The following is a 16,846-nucleotide window of genomic DNA, read 5'->3' on the forward strand; positions in this document are numbered from 1 at the left end:
TTCTTTTAATCACCATAAGGAAATCCTATGTCATCGAGCGATCAACCTGCACCAATCACTTCGCCAGTCGGCACGCCAAAAGTCGGCATCATCATGGGCTCACAGTCTGACTGGGCGACGATGCGTGAAGCGGCTCAGATTTTGGCGGATTTTGGGGTGGCATTTGAGTGCGAAGTCGTCTCTGCCCACCGTACGCCGGACAAGTTATTTGACTATGCCAAAGCTGCCAAAGGCAAAGGCCTACAAGTCATCATCGCAGGTGCAGGCGGTGCTGCTCATCTACCAGGGATGTGTGCTAGCCAGACCGCTCTACCTGTGCTAGGCGTACCTGTCAAATCCAGCACGCTCTCCGGTTGGGACAGCTTATTATCCATCGTACAGATGCCAAAAGGCGTCGCTGTCGGCACGCTTGCCATCGGTACAGCAGGGGCGTTCAACGCAGGCTTACTTGCTATCCAAATCCTAGCTCTGCATGATGAGCGTCTAGCGGCACAGCTTGATGCCTTTAGAACCAAACAAACCCAGACCGTGCTTGCCAATCCAATCCCAGGGATTATCAACTAAGCCAAGCTGATAGACAGACTGGTAAAATTTGCGTTTTGTCCAAGATTTTCGGTCGAAAATATGCGATAATATCCGAAGTTTTTTATAAAATTTCGGACATTTTTTAATTTGAGATCAACTATGACAAATTCACTTCACACCATCGGCATTCTAGGTGGTGGACAATTGGGCATGATGCTTGCCGAAGCTGCTTTGCCACTTGGTTATCGCTGTGTATTTCTCGAAGATGCGGACAACCCGCCTGCTGCCTTGTACGGTCAAGTTTTTAAGACGCACGAACTGGACGCCTTTATCAGTTCAAGTGATGTATTTACCCTAGAGTTTGAAAATACCCCTGTCGATACCGCGCGCAAGCTAGGCGAGCTGACCGACAAAGGCGGATTATTTCCCCCTGCTCGTGCGCTCGAAGTCGCCCAAGACCGCCTAAACGAAAAAACATTGTTCAATCAGCTTGACATCGCCACCGTGCCATTTATGGCGGTGCATACGCTTGACGACATCAAGACCGCTGCCGATACCCTAGGCTTGCCACTGGTACTCAAGACCAGTCGTGGTGGCTATGATGGCAAAGGGCAATTCGTCCTAAAATCCGTTGATGCCATCAGCGACGCTTGGGCGACACTGGGCGATGCGACCAAATCAGCACCGCTGATTGCCGAAGGGTTTATCAACTTTAGCCGTGAAGTCTCCATCATCGCTGTGCGTAGCAAGACAGGCGAAATCCGCTATTATCCACTGGTCGAAAATGTCCACACAAACGGCATTCTTGCCAAGACCACCGCCCCTGCTGCCGATACTGAGCATCTGACCGCTCAAGCACAGTCAAATATCCAAAAACTGCTCGAGCATCTGGACTATGTCGGCGTGATGGCACTGGAGCTATTTGTCACAGATGATGGCGTACTTGCCAATGAAATCGCCCCACGCGTGCACAACTCAGGACACTGGAGCATCGAAGGGGCACACTGTAGCCAGTTTGAGAACCATATCCGTGCCGTCGCAGGCCTACCGCTTGGCGATACCGCCATCAGCCATCCATCGGTGATGCTCAATGTCATTGGCAAATACCCAAGCCGTGCCGATGTGCTTGCCATCGATGGCGTACACTATCACCACTATCACAAGTCCGAACGAGATGGCCGCAAAATCGCCCACATCACGGTGATGACTGGTGATGAACATCAAGCGGATGCGGTGGCAAACGCCGAACGCCTATTGGTGAACTGCTAATTCTAGCCAATCCGCTCTTTTGGGCGGATTTTTTTGTGGCAAACTTAGCTCATTGTATGACAAGACGGTCAGTTTACCCACAAAATCTAAGCCAATCCAATCAAGCAGTTTGAATTAAATAACTAATCAAAACAACACCATGAAACTGTATATCGACGCTGATGCTATTCCTGCCATCGCCAAAGAGCTCATCATCAAGACCGCCAATCGCACAGGTGTGTCCACCATCTTTGTCGCCAATCGCCCCACTCGCCTGCCACCATCACCGCACCTATCATCAGTCGTGGTCGCTGATGGCTTTGATGTGGCAGATGATTATATCGCCCAAGCGGTGACATCTGGAGACGGTGTCATCACAAGCGACATCCCCTTGGCCAGTGAAGTGCTTGACAAAGGCGGCTGGGCAATGACGGCACGGGGCGAAGTGTTTAGCCTTGAGACAATCAAACTTAAGCTCAATAGCCGTGATTTTATGGACATGATGCGTGGCACAGGCGTGCTTGATCCTAGCCAAATGGGCGGTCAAAAGCCGTATTCGGATAAGGACAAAAAGGCGTTTGCCGATGGGCTAAATCGCTTGGTCAAACCTACCAAGAATAGTTAATCTTAATTATCAATAACTTTAAAAATAATAATATTACCAAACCTGCCAACACCAGCAAGAAAAAAGTGCAAAATTGGTGCAAAACAGACAAGCTATTTTGGTAAAATTGGTGCATAATAAGCAAAATAATTTTCAAGACAAGACCATCATGATCGAACAATGGACCAAAGAGAGCATTATTCAACGGCTACTGACTTTTATTTTACTGACCATTTTGATCATTCTGTGCTTTCAGGTGGTGCAGTTTTTTATTTCGCCGATGATTTGGGCGGCGATTTTGGCATATGTCACATTTCCATTGTATCGATTTTTTTATCAAAAAGTTCAATTTAGCTCAACTTTTAGCGCCTTAATCATGACGGCAGGCGTCTCGCTGATGATTGGCGTGCCGCTACTGATTGGCGTGTTTTTCTTGCAACAAGAAGTCATCAGTTTTTATAGTATGGCGGTGCGTCGCCTACAAGCTGGCTATGTGGATCTGCCAGAAAGCATCAAAAACTTGCCCGTCATCGGTCAACAAATCAAAAACGCCCTTTGGGAAATCAACAAAGACCCTGAAGCATCCATGGCGACCGTGCGTAACTGGGTGCAGTCGCATCTGTATTATGGCAAAATGGCGTTCGATGCGGTACTAAAGAACCTTGCCAAGCTTGGCATGGCGTTGATGACGCTGTTTTTCTTTTATCGTGATGGCCTCAGTCTCGTGCGACAAATTCGCCAAGCACTGCGTAATGTCATCGGCGATCGCATTGATCATTATATCAATTCGGTGACTGCCACGACGCGTGCGGTGGTCTATGGGATTGGCTTGACAGCACTTGCCCAAGCATTGCTGGCTGGTATCGGCTATGCCATCGCTGGTGCACCCAACCCAATACTACTGACCATCATCACTTTTATGGTGGCGATGATTCCTTTTGGTACGCCATTTGCTTGGGGTGGTGTGGCATTATGGCTACTGTCTCAAGGCCATACCACTGAAGGGATTGGTCTTGGATTGTGGGGGATTTTGGTGATCAGCTGGGTGGATAATCTGATTCGCCCAATGGTCATCAGCGGTGCGACCAAGATTCCGTTTATTTTGATTTTTATTGGTGTACTTGGTGGCTTGACGGCATTTGGCTTTGTAGGGTTGTTCATAGGTCCTGTACTACTTGCCATCATGCTTGCTGTTTGGCGTGAATGGGTCAGTCAGCACAAAAATGAAATTTTTGCCAGTACCAAGACTGGATTTCCTGTAGCAGATGGCAAGGCATTGCTGGCCGATACCACGCCCGCACCCGTTATCAATCACGATGCCATCAATACCGAAGATGCATCTACTGATACGACCACCGACACCATGACTGATACCAAAAAGGATAGCTGATGCTGACCGTACTAGCCGATGAGAATATCGCCAATATTGACGACTACCTGCACCATCATGACATCAAGGTCATCAAGCTAAAGGGTCGTGACATCAACCGTGATGCCTTACTGGCACATCAGCCTGACGCACTGTTTATCCGCTCGGTGACACAGGTGAGTGCGGCGAATTTGGGGGAATTATCCGCCCTACCACTGAAGTTCGTTGGCTCTGCCACCATTGGCACTGATCATGTGGATACGGATTTTTTGGCACAGTATGGCATCACGTTTGCCAATGCTGCTGGCTGTAGCAAGTACTCAGTCGCCCAATATGTCATCACTGCCATTTTGCACACTTATCCGAGCTATCGTACCACGCCGATACGCCTAGGCATCATCGGACTTGGCAATATCGGCAGTACTTTGGCGGATTATGCCAAGCAGCTCGGTTGGCAAATCTATGGCTACGATCCCTTCATCACACCATCAGAGATCAATCATGCCACACTTGATAGCGTGCTTGACTGTGATGTCATCAGTATCCATACACCACTGACGCACACAGGCGATTATCCAACCCATCAGCTGATCAATCAAGACACGCTCTCACGGATGTCTCCATCTGCACTACTGATTAATACCGCTCGGGGTGAGATCATCGATGAAGTTGCCATACTAGGCGACATCGCACGCACCCATCGCAAGGTTATCCTAGATGTATTCCCTAGTGAGCCTACCATCAGCACGCCACTGATGGACGCACTACACCTAGCCACACCGCATATCGCAGGCTATACGCTTGAAGGTAAACTGCGTGGCACAGATATGATTTATCAGGCATTTTGCCAGTCATTTGGCATCACAACTATTCAAAAACTTGAACCACTCCTACCGCCCAATCCGTATCGGTTTGATGACTTAATCCATCAGCTAGGTGGCAGTGATACTGACCGAGCAGTGCTGGCACAGTTTTATGACATCATCAAAGATGACGCGAGCCTACGAGCGGTCTGCACTGATACAGGCATACAAGGTGCGGACTTTGACCATCTGCGTAAAACTTATCAGCTACGCCGTGAGTGGCTTTAAGGCTTAAGACCCATGATGACCGACTACCAACCCACTTTATCCCTGATCAATGCCCAAAAAAAGGCAGCGTTTTTACGCAAGATTCGAGAGTTTTTTTATCAGCGTGATGTCATGGAAGTCACTACGCCGATTTTGTCCAATCGTAGCAATACCGATGTATTTATCGAGTCGGTATCGGTGAATTTTCATCAACAAGGTCGCCCAAAAACAGGCTATCTACATACCTCGCCTGAGTTCGCCATGAAGCGACTGCTTGCCACTTATCAAGTACCGATGTATCAGCTGTGCCAAGTGTTTCGGGATAATGAAAAAGGGCATAAGCATAACATCGAATTTACCATGCTTGAATGGTATCGCCCGAGATTTGATTTAGATATGCTGGCTGATGAGTTGCAGGCACTACTGACGACCGTATTTGGTACGCCAATGGATATGATAAAGCTGAGCTATGCTGATACTTTTATCAAGACCATGCAGATTCATCCCCTATCCGCCAGTATCGAGATGCTAAGAGCCTGTGCCCTATCGCATGGCATCACGCTGGATATGGGTGATGATCATCAAGGTTGGCTGGATTTGTTATTTAGCCATCTTGTTGAGCCGACATTGGGCTTTGGGACGCCGACGCTCATCACCGACTATCCGCCTGCGACTGCATCACTTGCCAAGATGTCAGTAGATGCCGACGGTCATCAAGTCGCCAAACGCTTTGAGCTGTATATCAACGGCATCGAGATTGCCAATGCATATGATGAACTGGCCGATGGCAAAGCACTAAGGCAACGCTTCGAGCAGGATAATGCACAGCGTACAGCACTTGGGCTGCCAGTCATGCCGATTGATGAGCATCTGTTGGCAGCGTGTGATGATTTGCCTGAGTGTAGTGGCATTGCCCTTGGTGTGGATCGATTATTTATGGTGGTCTCAGGTCTTACTGACATCAGTCAGTCGATTGCGATAATGACTGAGAGAGCATAATCTGCTTGGCTTAAGCGTCGCCCAACACATCTTTTGCCCACAATATCAATGGCAAATCCACCATCTTGCCATCAATAGCAAACACCGTATCGCCTGTACGCTGATATTCTGCTAGGATTTTATTGGCAAAGTTTAGCTCATCTTCACTAATGGACAGTGCTTTTTGCATGATGGCAATCTGCTTAGGATGAATCGCCATCTGTCCACCAAAGCCAAAATCTGCCCAATGACGCACGCACGCCATCAAGCCTTGTTCATCATTAAAATCTACAAACACTGTCTCAATCGGCGGATGCACACTATTGGCAAGTGAATGTATGAGCAGATCGGTACGAATTTTATCAAACAGCACACCTGCCGCCTTTGACCCCATACGCACGCCATGAGAGTGTAATAAATCTAAACAACCAAAACTCATCGCATACAAGCCTTTTGCCGCTGCAATCTTGGCGATATTTGCCACACCGACAGGATTTTCGATCACAGCAATCACAGGCAGATTACACGCTTGATACAAATGCTCGACCTGCTCAGCATTTTGGCATTTTGGTAGGATGATGCCATCGACATGGTTAAGATTTGTCACACAATCTAGATCATAAGCATGATCAGGACTGTAACTGGCATTGACACGCAGCCAATAGCGATGCTCGCTTGATTGATCAAAGACAATCAGATCGGCGCGCACATCCGTTTTTTGTGCATCAGTCACCGTATCTTCAAGATCAATGATCACGACATTTGCACCCGTTGCCGCTGCTTTTGCTACTCGATCAAGACGCGTGGCAGGCACAAATAAGTATAAGGTCTTAGTAGAATTTGTCATCAGTTTCATTCTTGTATTGTTAAGTTATTTAAATAAAGGGGCTGTACTAGATTAGCAACAATGCTATACTAGTTTTATGAAGATAACCCGTTGTAAATTAAGTAAAAAAGTTCAAGTTAAACTGCTTGAATTTTTTGTGCTTGAAGTCACCGCAAGATCAGCTGCTGATTTGTTAGAGATACATCATAATTCAGCTGCTTTGTTTTATCATAAAATTCGCTTGGTGATTGAATATCGCTTAAACCTTGAAGCTTGTGAATTATTTGACGGTGAAGTAGAATTGGATGAAAGCTATTTCGGTGGCATTCGTAAAGGCAAGCGTGGGCGTGCTGCTGCTGGCAAAGTTGCCGTATTTGGTCTTTTAAAACGCAATGGTAAGGTTTATACTGCCTGTGTTAAAGATACCAAAGCTAAGACATTAATGCCTATTATTGCCAGTAAAATCAAACCTGATAGCGTGGTTTATACAGATAGCTATCGAAGTTATAATGCTTTAGATGTGAGTGATTTTAAACACTTTAGAATTAATCATTCCAAAGAATTTGCAAACAATCATAATCACATTAACGGCATTGAAAACTTTTGGTCGCAATCCAAACGCATTCTAAGAAAATATAACGGTATTGACAAAAAGCATTTTCATTTATTTATCAAAGAATGCGAGTTTAGATTTAACTATGGCACACCATCCAATCAATTAAGATTGTTAAGAAAATGGTGTGGGGTTTAGGGATTTATCTAGTACAGCCCCTAAATAAATTATACCTTTAAATTAATTGCACGACATTATCATTAATAAGCTTAAAATCACCCAGCTTCGCATATTATTAGGTAGAAAATTTACAAGCATTTGATTTTAAAAAAGATTTTGCAAAGAAACATTGCTACACGCCCACAGATAATTTTAACCACTTAAAATATACCACCGCGCCACCAAACGCGCAATAAAAAAGACCTTTTGCAATCACAAAAGGTCTTTTTAATATGGTGGCGAGAGGCAGGATCGAACTGCCGACACACGGATTTTCAATCCGTTGCTCTACCAACTGAGCTATCACGCCAAAGTGGTGCATATTAAACCCTATTTCATCGCCCTTGTCAAGCAAAATTTTGCCTTTAAATTGGGATGCGGCAAATATTTATACTGTGATTTGCATTTTCGCAAAAAATTTGGCAGACTTTCACCATTTTTCATGACAAATATCACAGTTTGGCACGCCCCAAGGTTTTTTCATGGTCAAAAAAATGCTACAATCAATGCCATTAAATCAACCTGATAGCAATGATTGTTTTTCTAAATTCTCTTTGTAATAAAAATAATCTTGCGCAATATGGAAATGAATTCATGAGCCAACCCGCCATCACCCTTTTTGGCAAAATGCTGACCTTTAGCCGTCTGAAAATCACCCACAATGACCTTGGGCAAATTCGCACCGAGCTTGCCAAAGTGCTAGAAGACAATCCGATCGCCGATGGCTTGCCAATCGTTATTGACAGTGAAGTTGATCTTGAGCTCGATGCCTTGGTGGATATGCTGTGGCTACTGAATGTGCAGCCGATTGGTGTGGTCAGCGGCGAGCTTGATGATCAGGCGCGCGAACTGCGTTTGGCGATTTTCCCAGCCGATGGCAAGCGCATCGAACGCCTGCCAAATACCGACAGCATCCGCCCGACTGCCGAAAAACCTATGGCGCGCACAGAAGACACATCAGCCAATAAGAGCGCCGATACCGCGCCAAGCGATGCGCCGATTTCTGCAGCGGCAGCAAGCACCCAGCAAGGCACTACCCTAACCACCGCCCAAGATCACAGCCTGCAGATCAAAAGTGCGATCCACACACAAATGCTGCGTTCAGGTCAGAGTCTGCAGCACCTTGGCGGCGATTTGACCGTCATCGGCGGTGTCAATGACGGCGCTGAAGCCATCACCGATAATAGCCTGCACATCTATGGTCGCGGCTTGGGTCGCTTGGTCGCAGGCGCAACAGGCGATCAAAACGCGCGTATTTTCTGCCAAAAATTCAACCCATCATTGGTCTCGGTCGCTGGCACTTATTGCCTACGCGATGCCATTCCACCTGAGATGATTGATCAGGCAGTGCAAGTGACTTATGATGAAAAACAAGGCTTGGTATTTACGCTATTGACCCAGCTTTGATGATAAATCTTTATTAAAATTATATTAATTTTCTTCATAAATTCTTGCCTGACAATTGGCGTGATTGCATTTTATACAGCGCGGCGAAATTTGTCGGATTGATGGTTTAAGATTTTCATAAATTTTATGCAAACCTGCACAATTATCACCGCCTGCCAATTGATGAAAACCGCCAAATATGCTATGCTAAGGCAAAATTATGACAGTATGATTTCGGATAGATTTACCCCATGCTGTCTTAAGCTGATTTATGTAATTTAAGGAGTGCCTTGTGGCAAAAATCGTCGTAGTAACTTCAGGTAAAGGTGGCGTCGGCAAAACCACTACCAGCGCATCATTTGGCGCAGGTCTTGCCAAGCGTGGCTTTAAAACTGTCATCATCGACTTCGATGTGGGTCTGCGTAATCTTGACTTGATCATGGGCTGCGAAAACCGCATCGTTTATGACTTTGTCGATGTCATCAGCGGCAATGCCAAGCTGACCCAAGCTTTGGTCAAAGACAAGCAATACGAAAACCTATTCATCCTACCAGCATCACAGACGCGCGACAAAGACGCACTGACCGATGAAGGCGTCGCCAAAGTGATGAAAGAGCTGAGCGAAGATTTAGAATTTGACTACATCATCTGCGACAGCCCTGCAGGTATTGAGCGCGGCGCACAGCTTGCCATGTATCATGCTGACGAAGCGCTAATCGTCACCAACCCAGAAGTCTCATCAGTACGCGACTCTGACCGCATCATCGGCATCCTACAAAGCCGCACCAAGAAAGTCGAAGAAGGTGGCAGCGTGCGCGAGCACCTAGTCATCACCCGCTACAATCCAAAGCGCGTGGTCGATGGCGAAATGATGGACATCCACACCATCGCTGACGAAATCCTACGCGTGCCATTGATCGGCGTTATCCCAGAGAGTAATGCCGTCCTTGATGCATCAAACCAAGGTACGCCAGTGATCAACTTCACTGACTCACCAGCAGGTCAATGCTACGAAGACATCGTCGCGCGCTTCTTGGGTGAAGAAGTGCCACTTCGCCACCTAGAAGTGAAGAAAAAAGGTTTCTTTGAACGACTGTTTGGGGGTTAATGATGAAAAAGGGATTTTGGAGCTCGCTATTTGGTGGCGGCACAAGCAGCCAAAGCAGTGCTGACATCGCCAAAGACCGCTTAAAAGTCATCGTCGCAAGCCATGACCGCCTAAACACTCGCCTAACCGCCGAGCGTATCGAGCAGATGAAGCGCGAAATCTTGGCAGTCGTCGGCAAATATGTCAATGGCGTCAATATCGATGATCTGAACATCAATCACCGCCACGAAGACAGCGTCGATGTTCTAGAAATGAACATCAGCCTGCCTGATCGCAAATCGGCTTAATCGGTTGATCCGCGGCAAACCCTGTCCATTTGGCAGGGTTTTGTTTTTGACAAATGATGGCTTTAGGGAAATTTGATAAATTTTAGCCAATAAAAAACCGCCCTATCATTGCGATAAAGCGGTTCTCACTTAAACAACACTCACTCTTGCACCCAAGCGCCATTACGCCAAACCAGGGCAAATCGCGTGGCTTTGCCATCTTTTTCTGAGCCGACATACTGCTCAGCATTTTTGCGACTCCAGCGCAGGATGGTTGGATTGCCATTATCATCGACATCAGGCGCATCAAACAGATAATGGAATTTTGGCTCAAGCTTATCTTTGATGGCGCGCAGTTCAGCCAATTTCGGCGGACGCGTCTCGCGCACTTTTGGGAACTTCGATGCTGCCAAGAACAGACCTGCCGCCCCTTCACGCAGCACATAATGATCATCGAATTTCTGTGAACGCAGCTCAGGCATATCGATCGCTGTCATGCGCGGTGGTGCCGCCTGACCGTTTTTGAGCACTTTACGCGTATTATCGCACTTACGACACGCAAAATACGCACCAAAACGACCGGTTTTCAGCTCCATCTGCCCATCACATTTATCGCAATCAATGGTCGGTGCATCATTGGTCGCGCCACCCACTTCAAATACGCCTGTCTCAAGCAAATGCCCATCGCAGTCAGGGTTATTACCACAGATATGCAGCTTAAGACCACCATCGACGATGTAGCCATCCATCGCAGTATTGCATTTTGGACAGCGTTTTTTCTCCATAAGAGCATTGACTTCAGCCGTTTCATCATCGGCATCAAATTCAAATGCCGAGACTGGCATTAGGTTTTTTGTGCCTTTGCAGCGCTCTTTTGGCGGTAGATTATAGCCTGTACAGCCAAGGAACACACCCGTGCTGCCTGTACGCACCTGCATGGGGCGGCTGCACAGATCGCAGTGGATTTCTGGTACATTGGTTGGGTCATTTGGACGCATACCGCCTGCTGATTTGGCAGTCTCAAGCTTGGCTTTAAAGCCATCATAAAACTTATCCAAAACCGCTTTCCAATTCGCACTGCCCACCGCCACTTCATCCAGCTTATCTTCAAGCCCTGCGGTAAAGGCATAATCCATCAAGTCAGGGAAACTCTCGACCAAGCGCTCGGTGACGATGTCGCCCATTTTCTCTGCATATAGGCGTTTGTTTTCTAGCTTGACATAGCCGCGTTCTTGGATGGTGGAGATGATCGACGCATAAGTCGATGGGCGACCGATACCGCGGCTTTCAAGCTCTTTGACAAGACTGGCTTCACTATAGCGCGCAGGCGGCTTAGTAAAATGCTGCGATGGCTCAATGCTGATCAATGGCAAGGTCTCACCCACTTTCACCGCAGGCAATAGCACATCATCACTCTTAGCAGGTGGCTGCACGCGCGTATAACCATCAAAGACCAAAGTACGACCCTTGGCTTTGAGCTCGACATTACCTGCTGTAACCAGCAGATTCACCGACTGATAGCGTGCAGGCGTCATTTGACACGCAACAAACTGTCGCCAAATCAACTCATACAGACGCTGAGCATCACGCTCCATACCAGTCAGCTGTGATGATTTGACCGCTACAGATGATGGACGGATCGCTTCGTGCGCTTCTTGGGCATTTTGTTTATTGCCATAAAAATTCGGCTTTTCAGGCAGATAAGCATCACCAAAATTTTGGCCAATATAACCGCGCACCGAATTGAGCGCATCTTGGCTCAAAAAAGTCGAGTCGGTACGCATATAGGTAATGTGACCTGCTTCATACAGTCGCTGCGCCAAAATCATGGTCTTTTTGACACTAAAGCCCAAACGCGTACTTGCTGCTTGCTGTAGTGTCGATGTGATAAACGGTGCTGATGCACGCGATTGTGTCGGTTTCTCATCAATACTTGAGACGACAAACGGCGAATTTTGTAAAATCTGCACCACCGCGTCAGCATCGGCTTGATTGCCCATCTTGAGCGTTTTGCCGTTTTGCTTGGTCGCTTCTAGGCGCAAAGTCTCGCCCGCTGCGGTATTATTGGTGTGAATTTCCCAATATTCCACAGGCACAAAAGCACGGATTTCGCGTTCGCGCTCAACCACCAAGCGCGTCGCCACCGACTGCACACGCCCTGCTGACAGTCCACGGGCAATTTTCGCCCACAAAAGCGGCGAAACCATAAAGCCGACCACGCGGTCAAGGAAACGGCGCGCTTGCTGAGCATTGACACGATCGATGTTTAATTTGTCAGGATGCTCAAAAGCATTTTGGATGGCTGATTTGGTGATTTCGTTGAACACCACGCGGCTGTATTTGCTCTCATCACCGCCGATGACTTCTTGCAAATGCCACGCGATCGCTTCCCCTTCTCTATCCAAGTCCGTCGCCAGATAGATTTTATCGGCGTCTTTGGCAAGGGCTTTTAATTCGCGGATGACTTTGGTTTTGTTCGGCAAAACTTCATACACCGCCTTCCAGCCGTGTTCAGGATCGACACCCATGCGGCGCACTAAGGCTTTTTGGGCTTTTTCTTCGCGGCTTAGTCCTGTATCTTCACCTTTGGCAGCTTTGGTCGTCGTGCCACCGACTGGCAAATCGCGCACATGACCGACGCTTGAGCGCACGATATAATCATTGCCTAGATATTTATTGATTGTCTTGGCTTTGGCTGGCGACTCCACAATCACCAAGGATTTGCCCTTGGCGCTGGCTGTGGTCGCGCTTGCCGCAGCTTTGGTCGTGGTTTTTTTGGTGCTTGCCATGTCGTTTGCCTTAAAATTAAAATATCAAAAAATTAAAAAAAATACCGCCATCCGTGCAGAAAAATCTATCGCAATTGTCTAGCAGAGTGCATTATATAGGGCGTATAATCGCATTTGTCAATTACTTTAGCGAAATTTTTATCCAAATGTCAATCTTTTCATGAAAAATTGTTAATATCTCATCAAAAATCATCGCCGTTTGGGCTATTTGGCATTTTGCACTTGCTCCGCCCAACTGATTAACGCTGCTTGTAGCGCCATCAAATCCGCATCAGCGCGCACCTTGTCAAGCTTATGTGCTTTTAGGCTGTGTTGGTATTTGTCATCGAGCCAATATAAAGCAATGCTGTTAGCTTTAATGGACAATCCCAAAACACGGCGCGCGATCTCATCAGACAGTTCAATCGGCATGCCGTGCAGCACTTGGGCTTGGCGCGCTGCCTTTGGTGTATTGATCTGCCCTTGATCTGTAAGCCGCCATACGCCATCACTGGCTTGATAATATGCCATCGGTAGCAGCCATGCATCATCAACGAAGCTATACTGTGCGATCAATGGCGTCGGTGCTTTGTGACTGGTATCGCGTGCAGGCATGAGCACACCATAAGCATCGATCAGCCAAGTCGGACACGCAACAAGCTTTGGCATAATGCGTTTTTGGCGTGCCATCAAGCGAAAATCCGCCACGCGCGACTCTTGGGCATGGGGGCGCGCCGCCATAAAATTACCAATCAATAAACCCGCCACACCAAGCACCACCAAGATGGCGATGGTACTGCTAGATAATTCCATATACCATCCTATAGCAATAGCTGACGCTTACCGCTGTGGTCCATCGCCGAGACCAAGCCGCGCTCTTCCATTTGGTCAAGCAGACGCGCAGCACGGTTATAGCCGACGCTGAATTTACGCTGCACTGCTGAGATCGATGGTTTGCGTGTCTCCACGACAAACGCCGCCGCCGCTTCGTACAGCTCATCCGCGCCGACGCCACCACTGCCCATCTCGCCACTGCCTTCACCTTCAAAAGTATAGCTGTCAGACAAATCGATATAGTCAGGTGCGCCACGCTCACGCCACGCATCACAGACGCGGTTCACTTCATCATCATCAACATAAGCGCCGTGCATACGCTCAGGGTTATTTTTACCCGGTCCAATGAACATCATATCGCCATGACCGAGCATATCTTCTGCGCCACCTTCTTCGATGATGGTACGGCTATCGACTTTTGAATTGACACGCAAGGCAACGCGCGCTGGCACATTCGCCTTGATCAGACCTGTGACGACATTCACAGTCGGACGCTGAGTGGCAAGTAATAAATGAATGCCTGCTGCACGCGCTTTTTGGGCAAGGCGGACGATTGGCTCTTCGGCAGTCTTGCCAAGCTGCATAATCATATCCGCAAATTCATCAGCGACGATGACGATAGTCGGCAATGGCTTTAATTTTGGTGGCTTAGACTGGCTGACGCTGTCATTGATCTGCCACAGCGGATCATAAATCGGCTCGCCTGCACGCTCGGCATTTTCTACTTTTTTGTTAAATTCACTGATCTTACGCACGCGCAGTTTGCTCATCAGCTGATAGCGGCGCTCCATTTCATTGACACACCAAGTCAGTGCCGCCACCGCATCTTTCATATCGGTAATCACAGGGGTCAATAGATGTGGAATATCGCCATAGTTGGCAAGCTCAAGCTGTTTCGGGTCAATTAACACCAATTTTAGCTCATCTGGTGTGTATTTGAGCAGCATCGAGAGTAGGAATGAGTTTACCAAAACCGACTTACCTGAACCTGTCGTACCAGCCACGAGCATATGCGGTGCTTTGGCAAGGTCAGCGATCACAGGTTTACCGCCGATGTCTTTACCGACAGCGATGGCGATTTGCTTATCAGGATCGCGAAAATCTGGCGTATCAAGCAGTTCAATCAAGCGCACCATCTCGCGCTCTTTATTCGGCACTTCGATACCGATGTATGGCTTACCAGGAATGACTTCAACGACGCGTAGCGATGCCTTAGACATCGAGCGTGCAAGGTCCTGCGCCACACGGCTGACACGGCTTGCCTTGACACCTGGTGCCAGATCCACTTCAAAGCGCGTCACCACAGGACCGACCATCGCAGAGATGACATTGGCTTTGATGTTAAATTCTTGTAGCTTGATCTCAAGCAGTTCTGATGCTTGGGCAAGCTCTGCTTCACTCACCACAGGTTTATTGTCATATTCAGGTAGATCAAGCAAATCAAGCTCAGGAATTGGTGTCAGGCTCAAGCGATAGCTGAGCGTGTCCATGGCGCGTGATTTTGGCTTGGCTGGTTCTGCCGCTGACAATTCATCATCTTCATCCACATCATCAATAGCAAAATCATTGATATCATCAGCACTGTGCGCTTGCGTATGAGCGCGCGCGATAGGCTTTGTGGCGTGCTGATCAGCCATATCATCTTGCCAATCGCTATCTTGCCAATCATCATCCACCCACGACTCATCAGCAAAGTCAGCATCTGCCTTATCAGAGTAAGTCATATCAAATGCAGGATTGGCAGACGCTGATGGATCAACTTTCGCCGTAATGACATCATCTGCATCATCATGCGTATTCGTCTGTGCTGGTGCAGGTTTGGTAGCTGATTTGGTGATTGATTTGGCGACTGTCTGATTTTGGCTTGTCGATGGCGTATCATCAGCAATCGCAGGCTCGGCAGTGGCTGTCTTTGCGGTATCAGCTTGACTGCGACCGCCCAAGAACGATTTAGAGATCGCTTGGCGGGCGATTTGGCTAAAGCGCGATTCATTTGCAGGCTTGGTCTCGCCTTGTGCTTCATTTGCCAAGATGGCTTTTAGATCATCTTGGACACCTGAATGCTTAACAAAACTCTCAAACGCGCCGCGATGATCATGCGGCTGATGCACCACCGCTTCGGCATCTTGTTCTTCTTCATCACACTCATCCAGAAGCAGCACATCGGTAGCGTCTTGTTTATCCGCAGATTTTTGGCGCGATGGCAATAACCATTGCCAAAACCATACAAACACCGATCGCCAACGAATCTCAAAGGTCAGCCCTGCCACGATCATGGTAAATAGCAGAAAAAACGCCGCCGTTCCTGCTTGTCCAATCACCGCGCGCAGTGCCGATTGCATCTCAAATCCGAATACGCCACCGATGACAGGTGCAAGCGTTTCATTGTGCAGACTGACACCCAATGCCACGAGTGCCGCCACCGAACTCATCAGCGACCCATAGGCAAGCAAGCGAATCGGCCACATCACCTTGGTGCGAAAACCGATCAAGCGCAACAATTCATACGCCAAAAACAGCACGCACAGCCACGCCGCCCACCCAAAAAAGGTGCGCAAAATATCCGAAATCCATGCACCCATCGCCCCACCGACATTGGTCACGCTCGTCTCAGAGCTGACATGCGACCACGCAGGATCGGCAGGATTGTACGACAGCAGGCTTACGAACAGATAGCCGAACGCCGCCACGCCGATTGTGCCAAGCACCAGTTGTCTTAGACTTGGGAGCTTTTTGCGCCAATAGCGAACGGTGGGATTTTGCTGTATCTTTTGTTCAAAAGTTTTCATGACTGCAATCAAGGGTGTAAATGGCGCGTGATGGGTGCGCAAGGATAAAGCGATTTTGATGACTGTTCATACCAAGCCATGCCCGATAAGAACAAATCCATCAAGTGAACTGTTCATTATAGCCAATTTATCGACTTTTACCAATGAGTTTTGTTATTTATGGGTATTTTTGTGATAAAAATCGTATTTTTTTAAATTTTATCAATATTAACTTATCAATATATGCACTGATGCGGTGAATTTTGTCACCGATGTATCATCAATAACATGGTGATTAATCTTGTCAATCGCGGTTATTTATCA

The 16,846-nt window shown here is 47.7% G+C and carries 14 protein-coding genes and 1 tRNA gene; 10 read left to right on the forward strand and 5 right to left on the reverse strand.

The features are described from left to right. The first annotated feature begins 27 nt into the window (after window positions 1-27). The 6 genes from purE (at window position 28) to epmA (ending at window position 5,815) form a co-directional block, all read left to right on the forward strand. Window positions 28-564 (forward strand): 5-(carboxyamino)imidazole ribonucleotide mutase, encoded by a 537-nt coding sequence (gene purE, locus NGM44_RS03210; protein WP_253224226.1) that lies wholly within the window; start codon window positions 28-30, stop codon window positions 562-564. Window positions 565-684: 120 nt separating this feature from the next. Then, window positions 685-1,794: a 5-(carboxyamino)imidazole ribonucleotide synthase gene (locus tag NGM44_RS03215; protein ID WP_253224227.1), complete on the forward strand. Its 1,110-nt coding sequence runs from the start codon at window positions 685-687 to the stop codon at window positions 1,792-1,794. 139 nt (window positions 1,795-1,933) lie between these two features. Then, window positions 1,934-2,398 (forward strand): DUF188 domain-containing protein, encoded by a 465-nt coding sequence (locus NGM44_RS03220; protein WP_253224228.1) that lies wholly within the window; start codon window positions 1,934-1,936, stop codon window positions 2,396-2,398. Between the two features lie 148 nt (window positions 2,399-2,546). After that, on the forward strand, window positions 2,547-3,767 hold the full coding sequence (locus tag NGM44_RS03225; RefSeq protein ID WP_253224612.1) for an AI-2E family transporter: 1,221 nt from the start codon (window positions 2,547-2,549) through the stop codon (window positions 3,765-3,767). Next, window positions 3,767-4,837 carry a 4-phosphoerythronate dehydrogenase gene (locus NGM44_RS03230; protein ID WP_253224229.1) on the forward strand — a complete coding sequence of 357 codons (1,071 nt, stop codon included), beginning with the start codon at window positions 3,767-3,769 and terminating at the stop codon, window positions 4,835-4,837. The genes NGM44_RS03225 and NGM44_RS03230 overlap by 1 nt, the downstream gene beginning before the upstream one ends. A 12-nt stretch (window positions 4,838-4,849) precedes the next feature. Beyond that, complete coding sequence (gene epmA, locus NGM44_RS03235) at window positions 4,850-5,815, forward strand: EF-P lysine aminoacylase EpmA (RefSeq protein WP_253224230.1); 966 nt, start codon at window positions 4,850-4,852, stop codon at window positions 5,813-5,815. Between the two features lie 10 nt (window positions 5,816-5,825). Here epmA and NGM44_RS03240 read toward each other — a convergent pair whose 3' ends face one another. Continuing rightward, complete coding sequence (locus NGM44_RS03240) at window positions 5,826-6,641, reverse strand: CoA ester lyase (protein ID WP_253224231.1); 816 nt, start codon at window positions 6,639-6,641, stop codon at window positions 5,826-5,828. Window positions 6,642-6,717: 76 nt separating this feature from the next. On the opposite strand from NGM44_RS03240, the gene NGM44_RS03245 reads away from it, so the two are divergent. Further along, window positions 6,718-7,371 carry an IS1595 family transposase gene (locus NGM44_RS03245; protein WP_253223938.1) on the forward strand — a complete coding sequence of 218 codons (654 nt, stop codon included), beginning with the start codon at window positions 6,718-6,720 and terminating at the stop codon, window positions 7,369-7,371. 255 nt (window positions 7,372-7,626) lie between these two features. On the opposite strand, the gene NGM44_RS03250 is transcribed toward NGM44_RS03245, so the two are convergent. Next, window positions 7,627-7,702: transfer RNA gene (locus tag NGM44_RS03250), tRNA-Phe, on the reverse strand. A 284-nt stretch (window positions 7,703-7,986) separates the two neighbouring features. Between NGM44_RS03250 and minC the strand changes: the two genes are divergently transcribed. The 3 genes from minC to minE all read left to right on the forward strand — a co-directional run bounded on the left by minC (window position 7,987) and on the right by minE (window position 10,173). Then, a complete protein-coding gene (gene minC / locus NGM44_RS03255) occupies window positions 7,987-8,799 on the forward strand; it encodes a septum site-determining protein MinC (RefSeq protein WP_253224232.1) in 813 nt (270 codons plus the stop codon). A gap of 271 nt (window positions 8,800-9,070) precedes the next feature. Next, complete coding sequence (minD, locus tag NGM44_RS03260; protein ID WP_253224233.1) at window positions 9,071-9,886, forward strand: septum site-determining protein MinD; 816 nt, start codon at window positions 9,071-9,073, stop codon at window positions 9,884-9,886. Window positions 9,887-9,888: 2 nt separating this feature from the next. Continuing rightward, window positions 9,889-10,173, forward strand: coding sequence for a cell division topological specificity factor MinE (gene minE / locus NGM44_RS03265; RefSeq protein ID WP_253224613.1), 285 nt, complete (start codon window positions 9,889-9,891; stop codon window positions 10,171-10,173). 140 nt (window positions 10,174-10,313) lie between these two features. Here minE and topA read toward each other — a convergent pair whose 3' ends face one another. The 3 genes from topA to NGM44_RS10880 form a co-directional block, all read right to left on the reverse strand. Next, window positions 10,314-12,941, reverse strand: a complete 2,628-nt coding sequence (gene topA / locus NGM44_RS03270; RefSeq protein WP_253224234.1) for a type I DNA topoisomerase — start codon at window positions 12,939-12,941, stop codon at window positions 10,314-10,316. A 204-nt stretch (window positions 12,942-13,145) separates the two neighbouring features. Beyond that, window positions 13,146-13,733 (reverse strand): hypothetical protein, encoded by a 588-nt coding sequence (locus tag NGM44_RS03275; protein ID WP_253224235.1) that lies wholly within the window; start codon window positions 13,731-13,733, stop codon window positions 13,146-13,148. A gap of 8 nt (window positions 13,734-13,741) precedes the next feature. After that, window positions 13,742-16,543 (reverse strand): DNA translocase FtsK 4TM domain-containing protein, encoded by a 2,802-nt coding sequence (locus tag NGM44_RS10880; RefSeq protein WP_371923527.1) that lies wholly within the window; start codon window positions 16,541-16,543, stop codon window positions 13,742-13,744. Between the last annotated feature and the right edge of the window lie 303 nt (window positions 16,544-16,846).

Source organism: Moraxella sp. FZFQ2102 (genome assembly GCF_024137865.1).
GTDB lineage: Bacteria > Pseudomonadota > Gammaproteobacteria > Pseudomonadales > Moraxellaceae > Moraxella.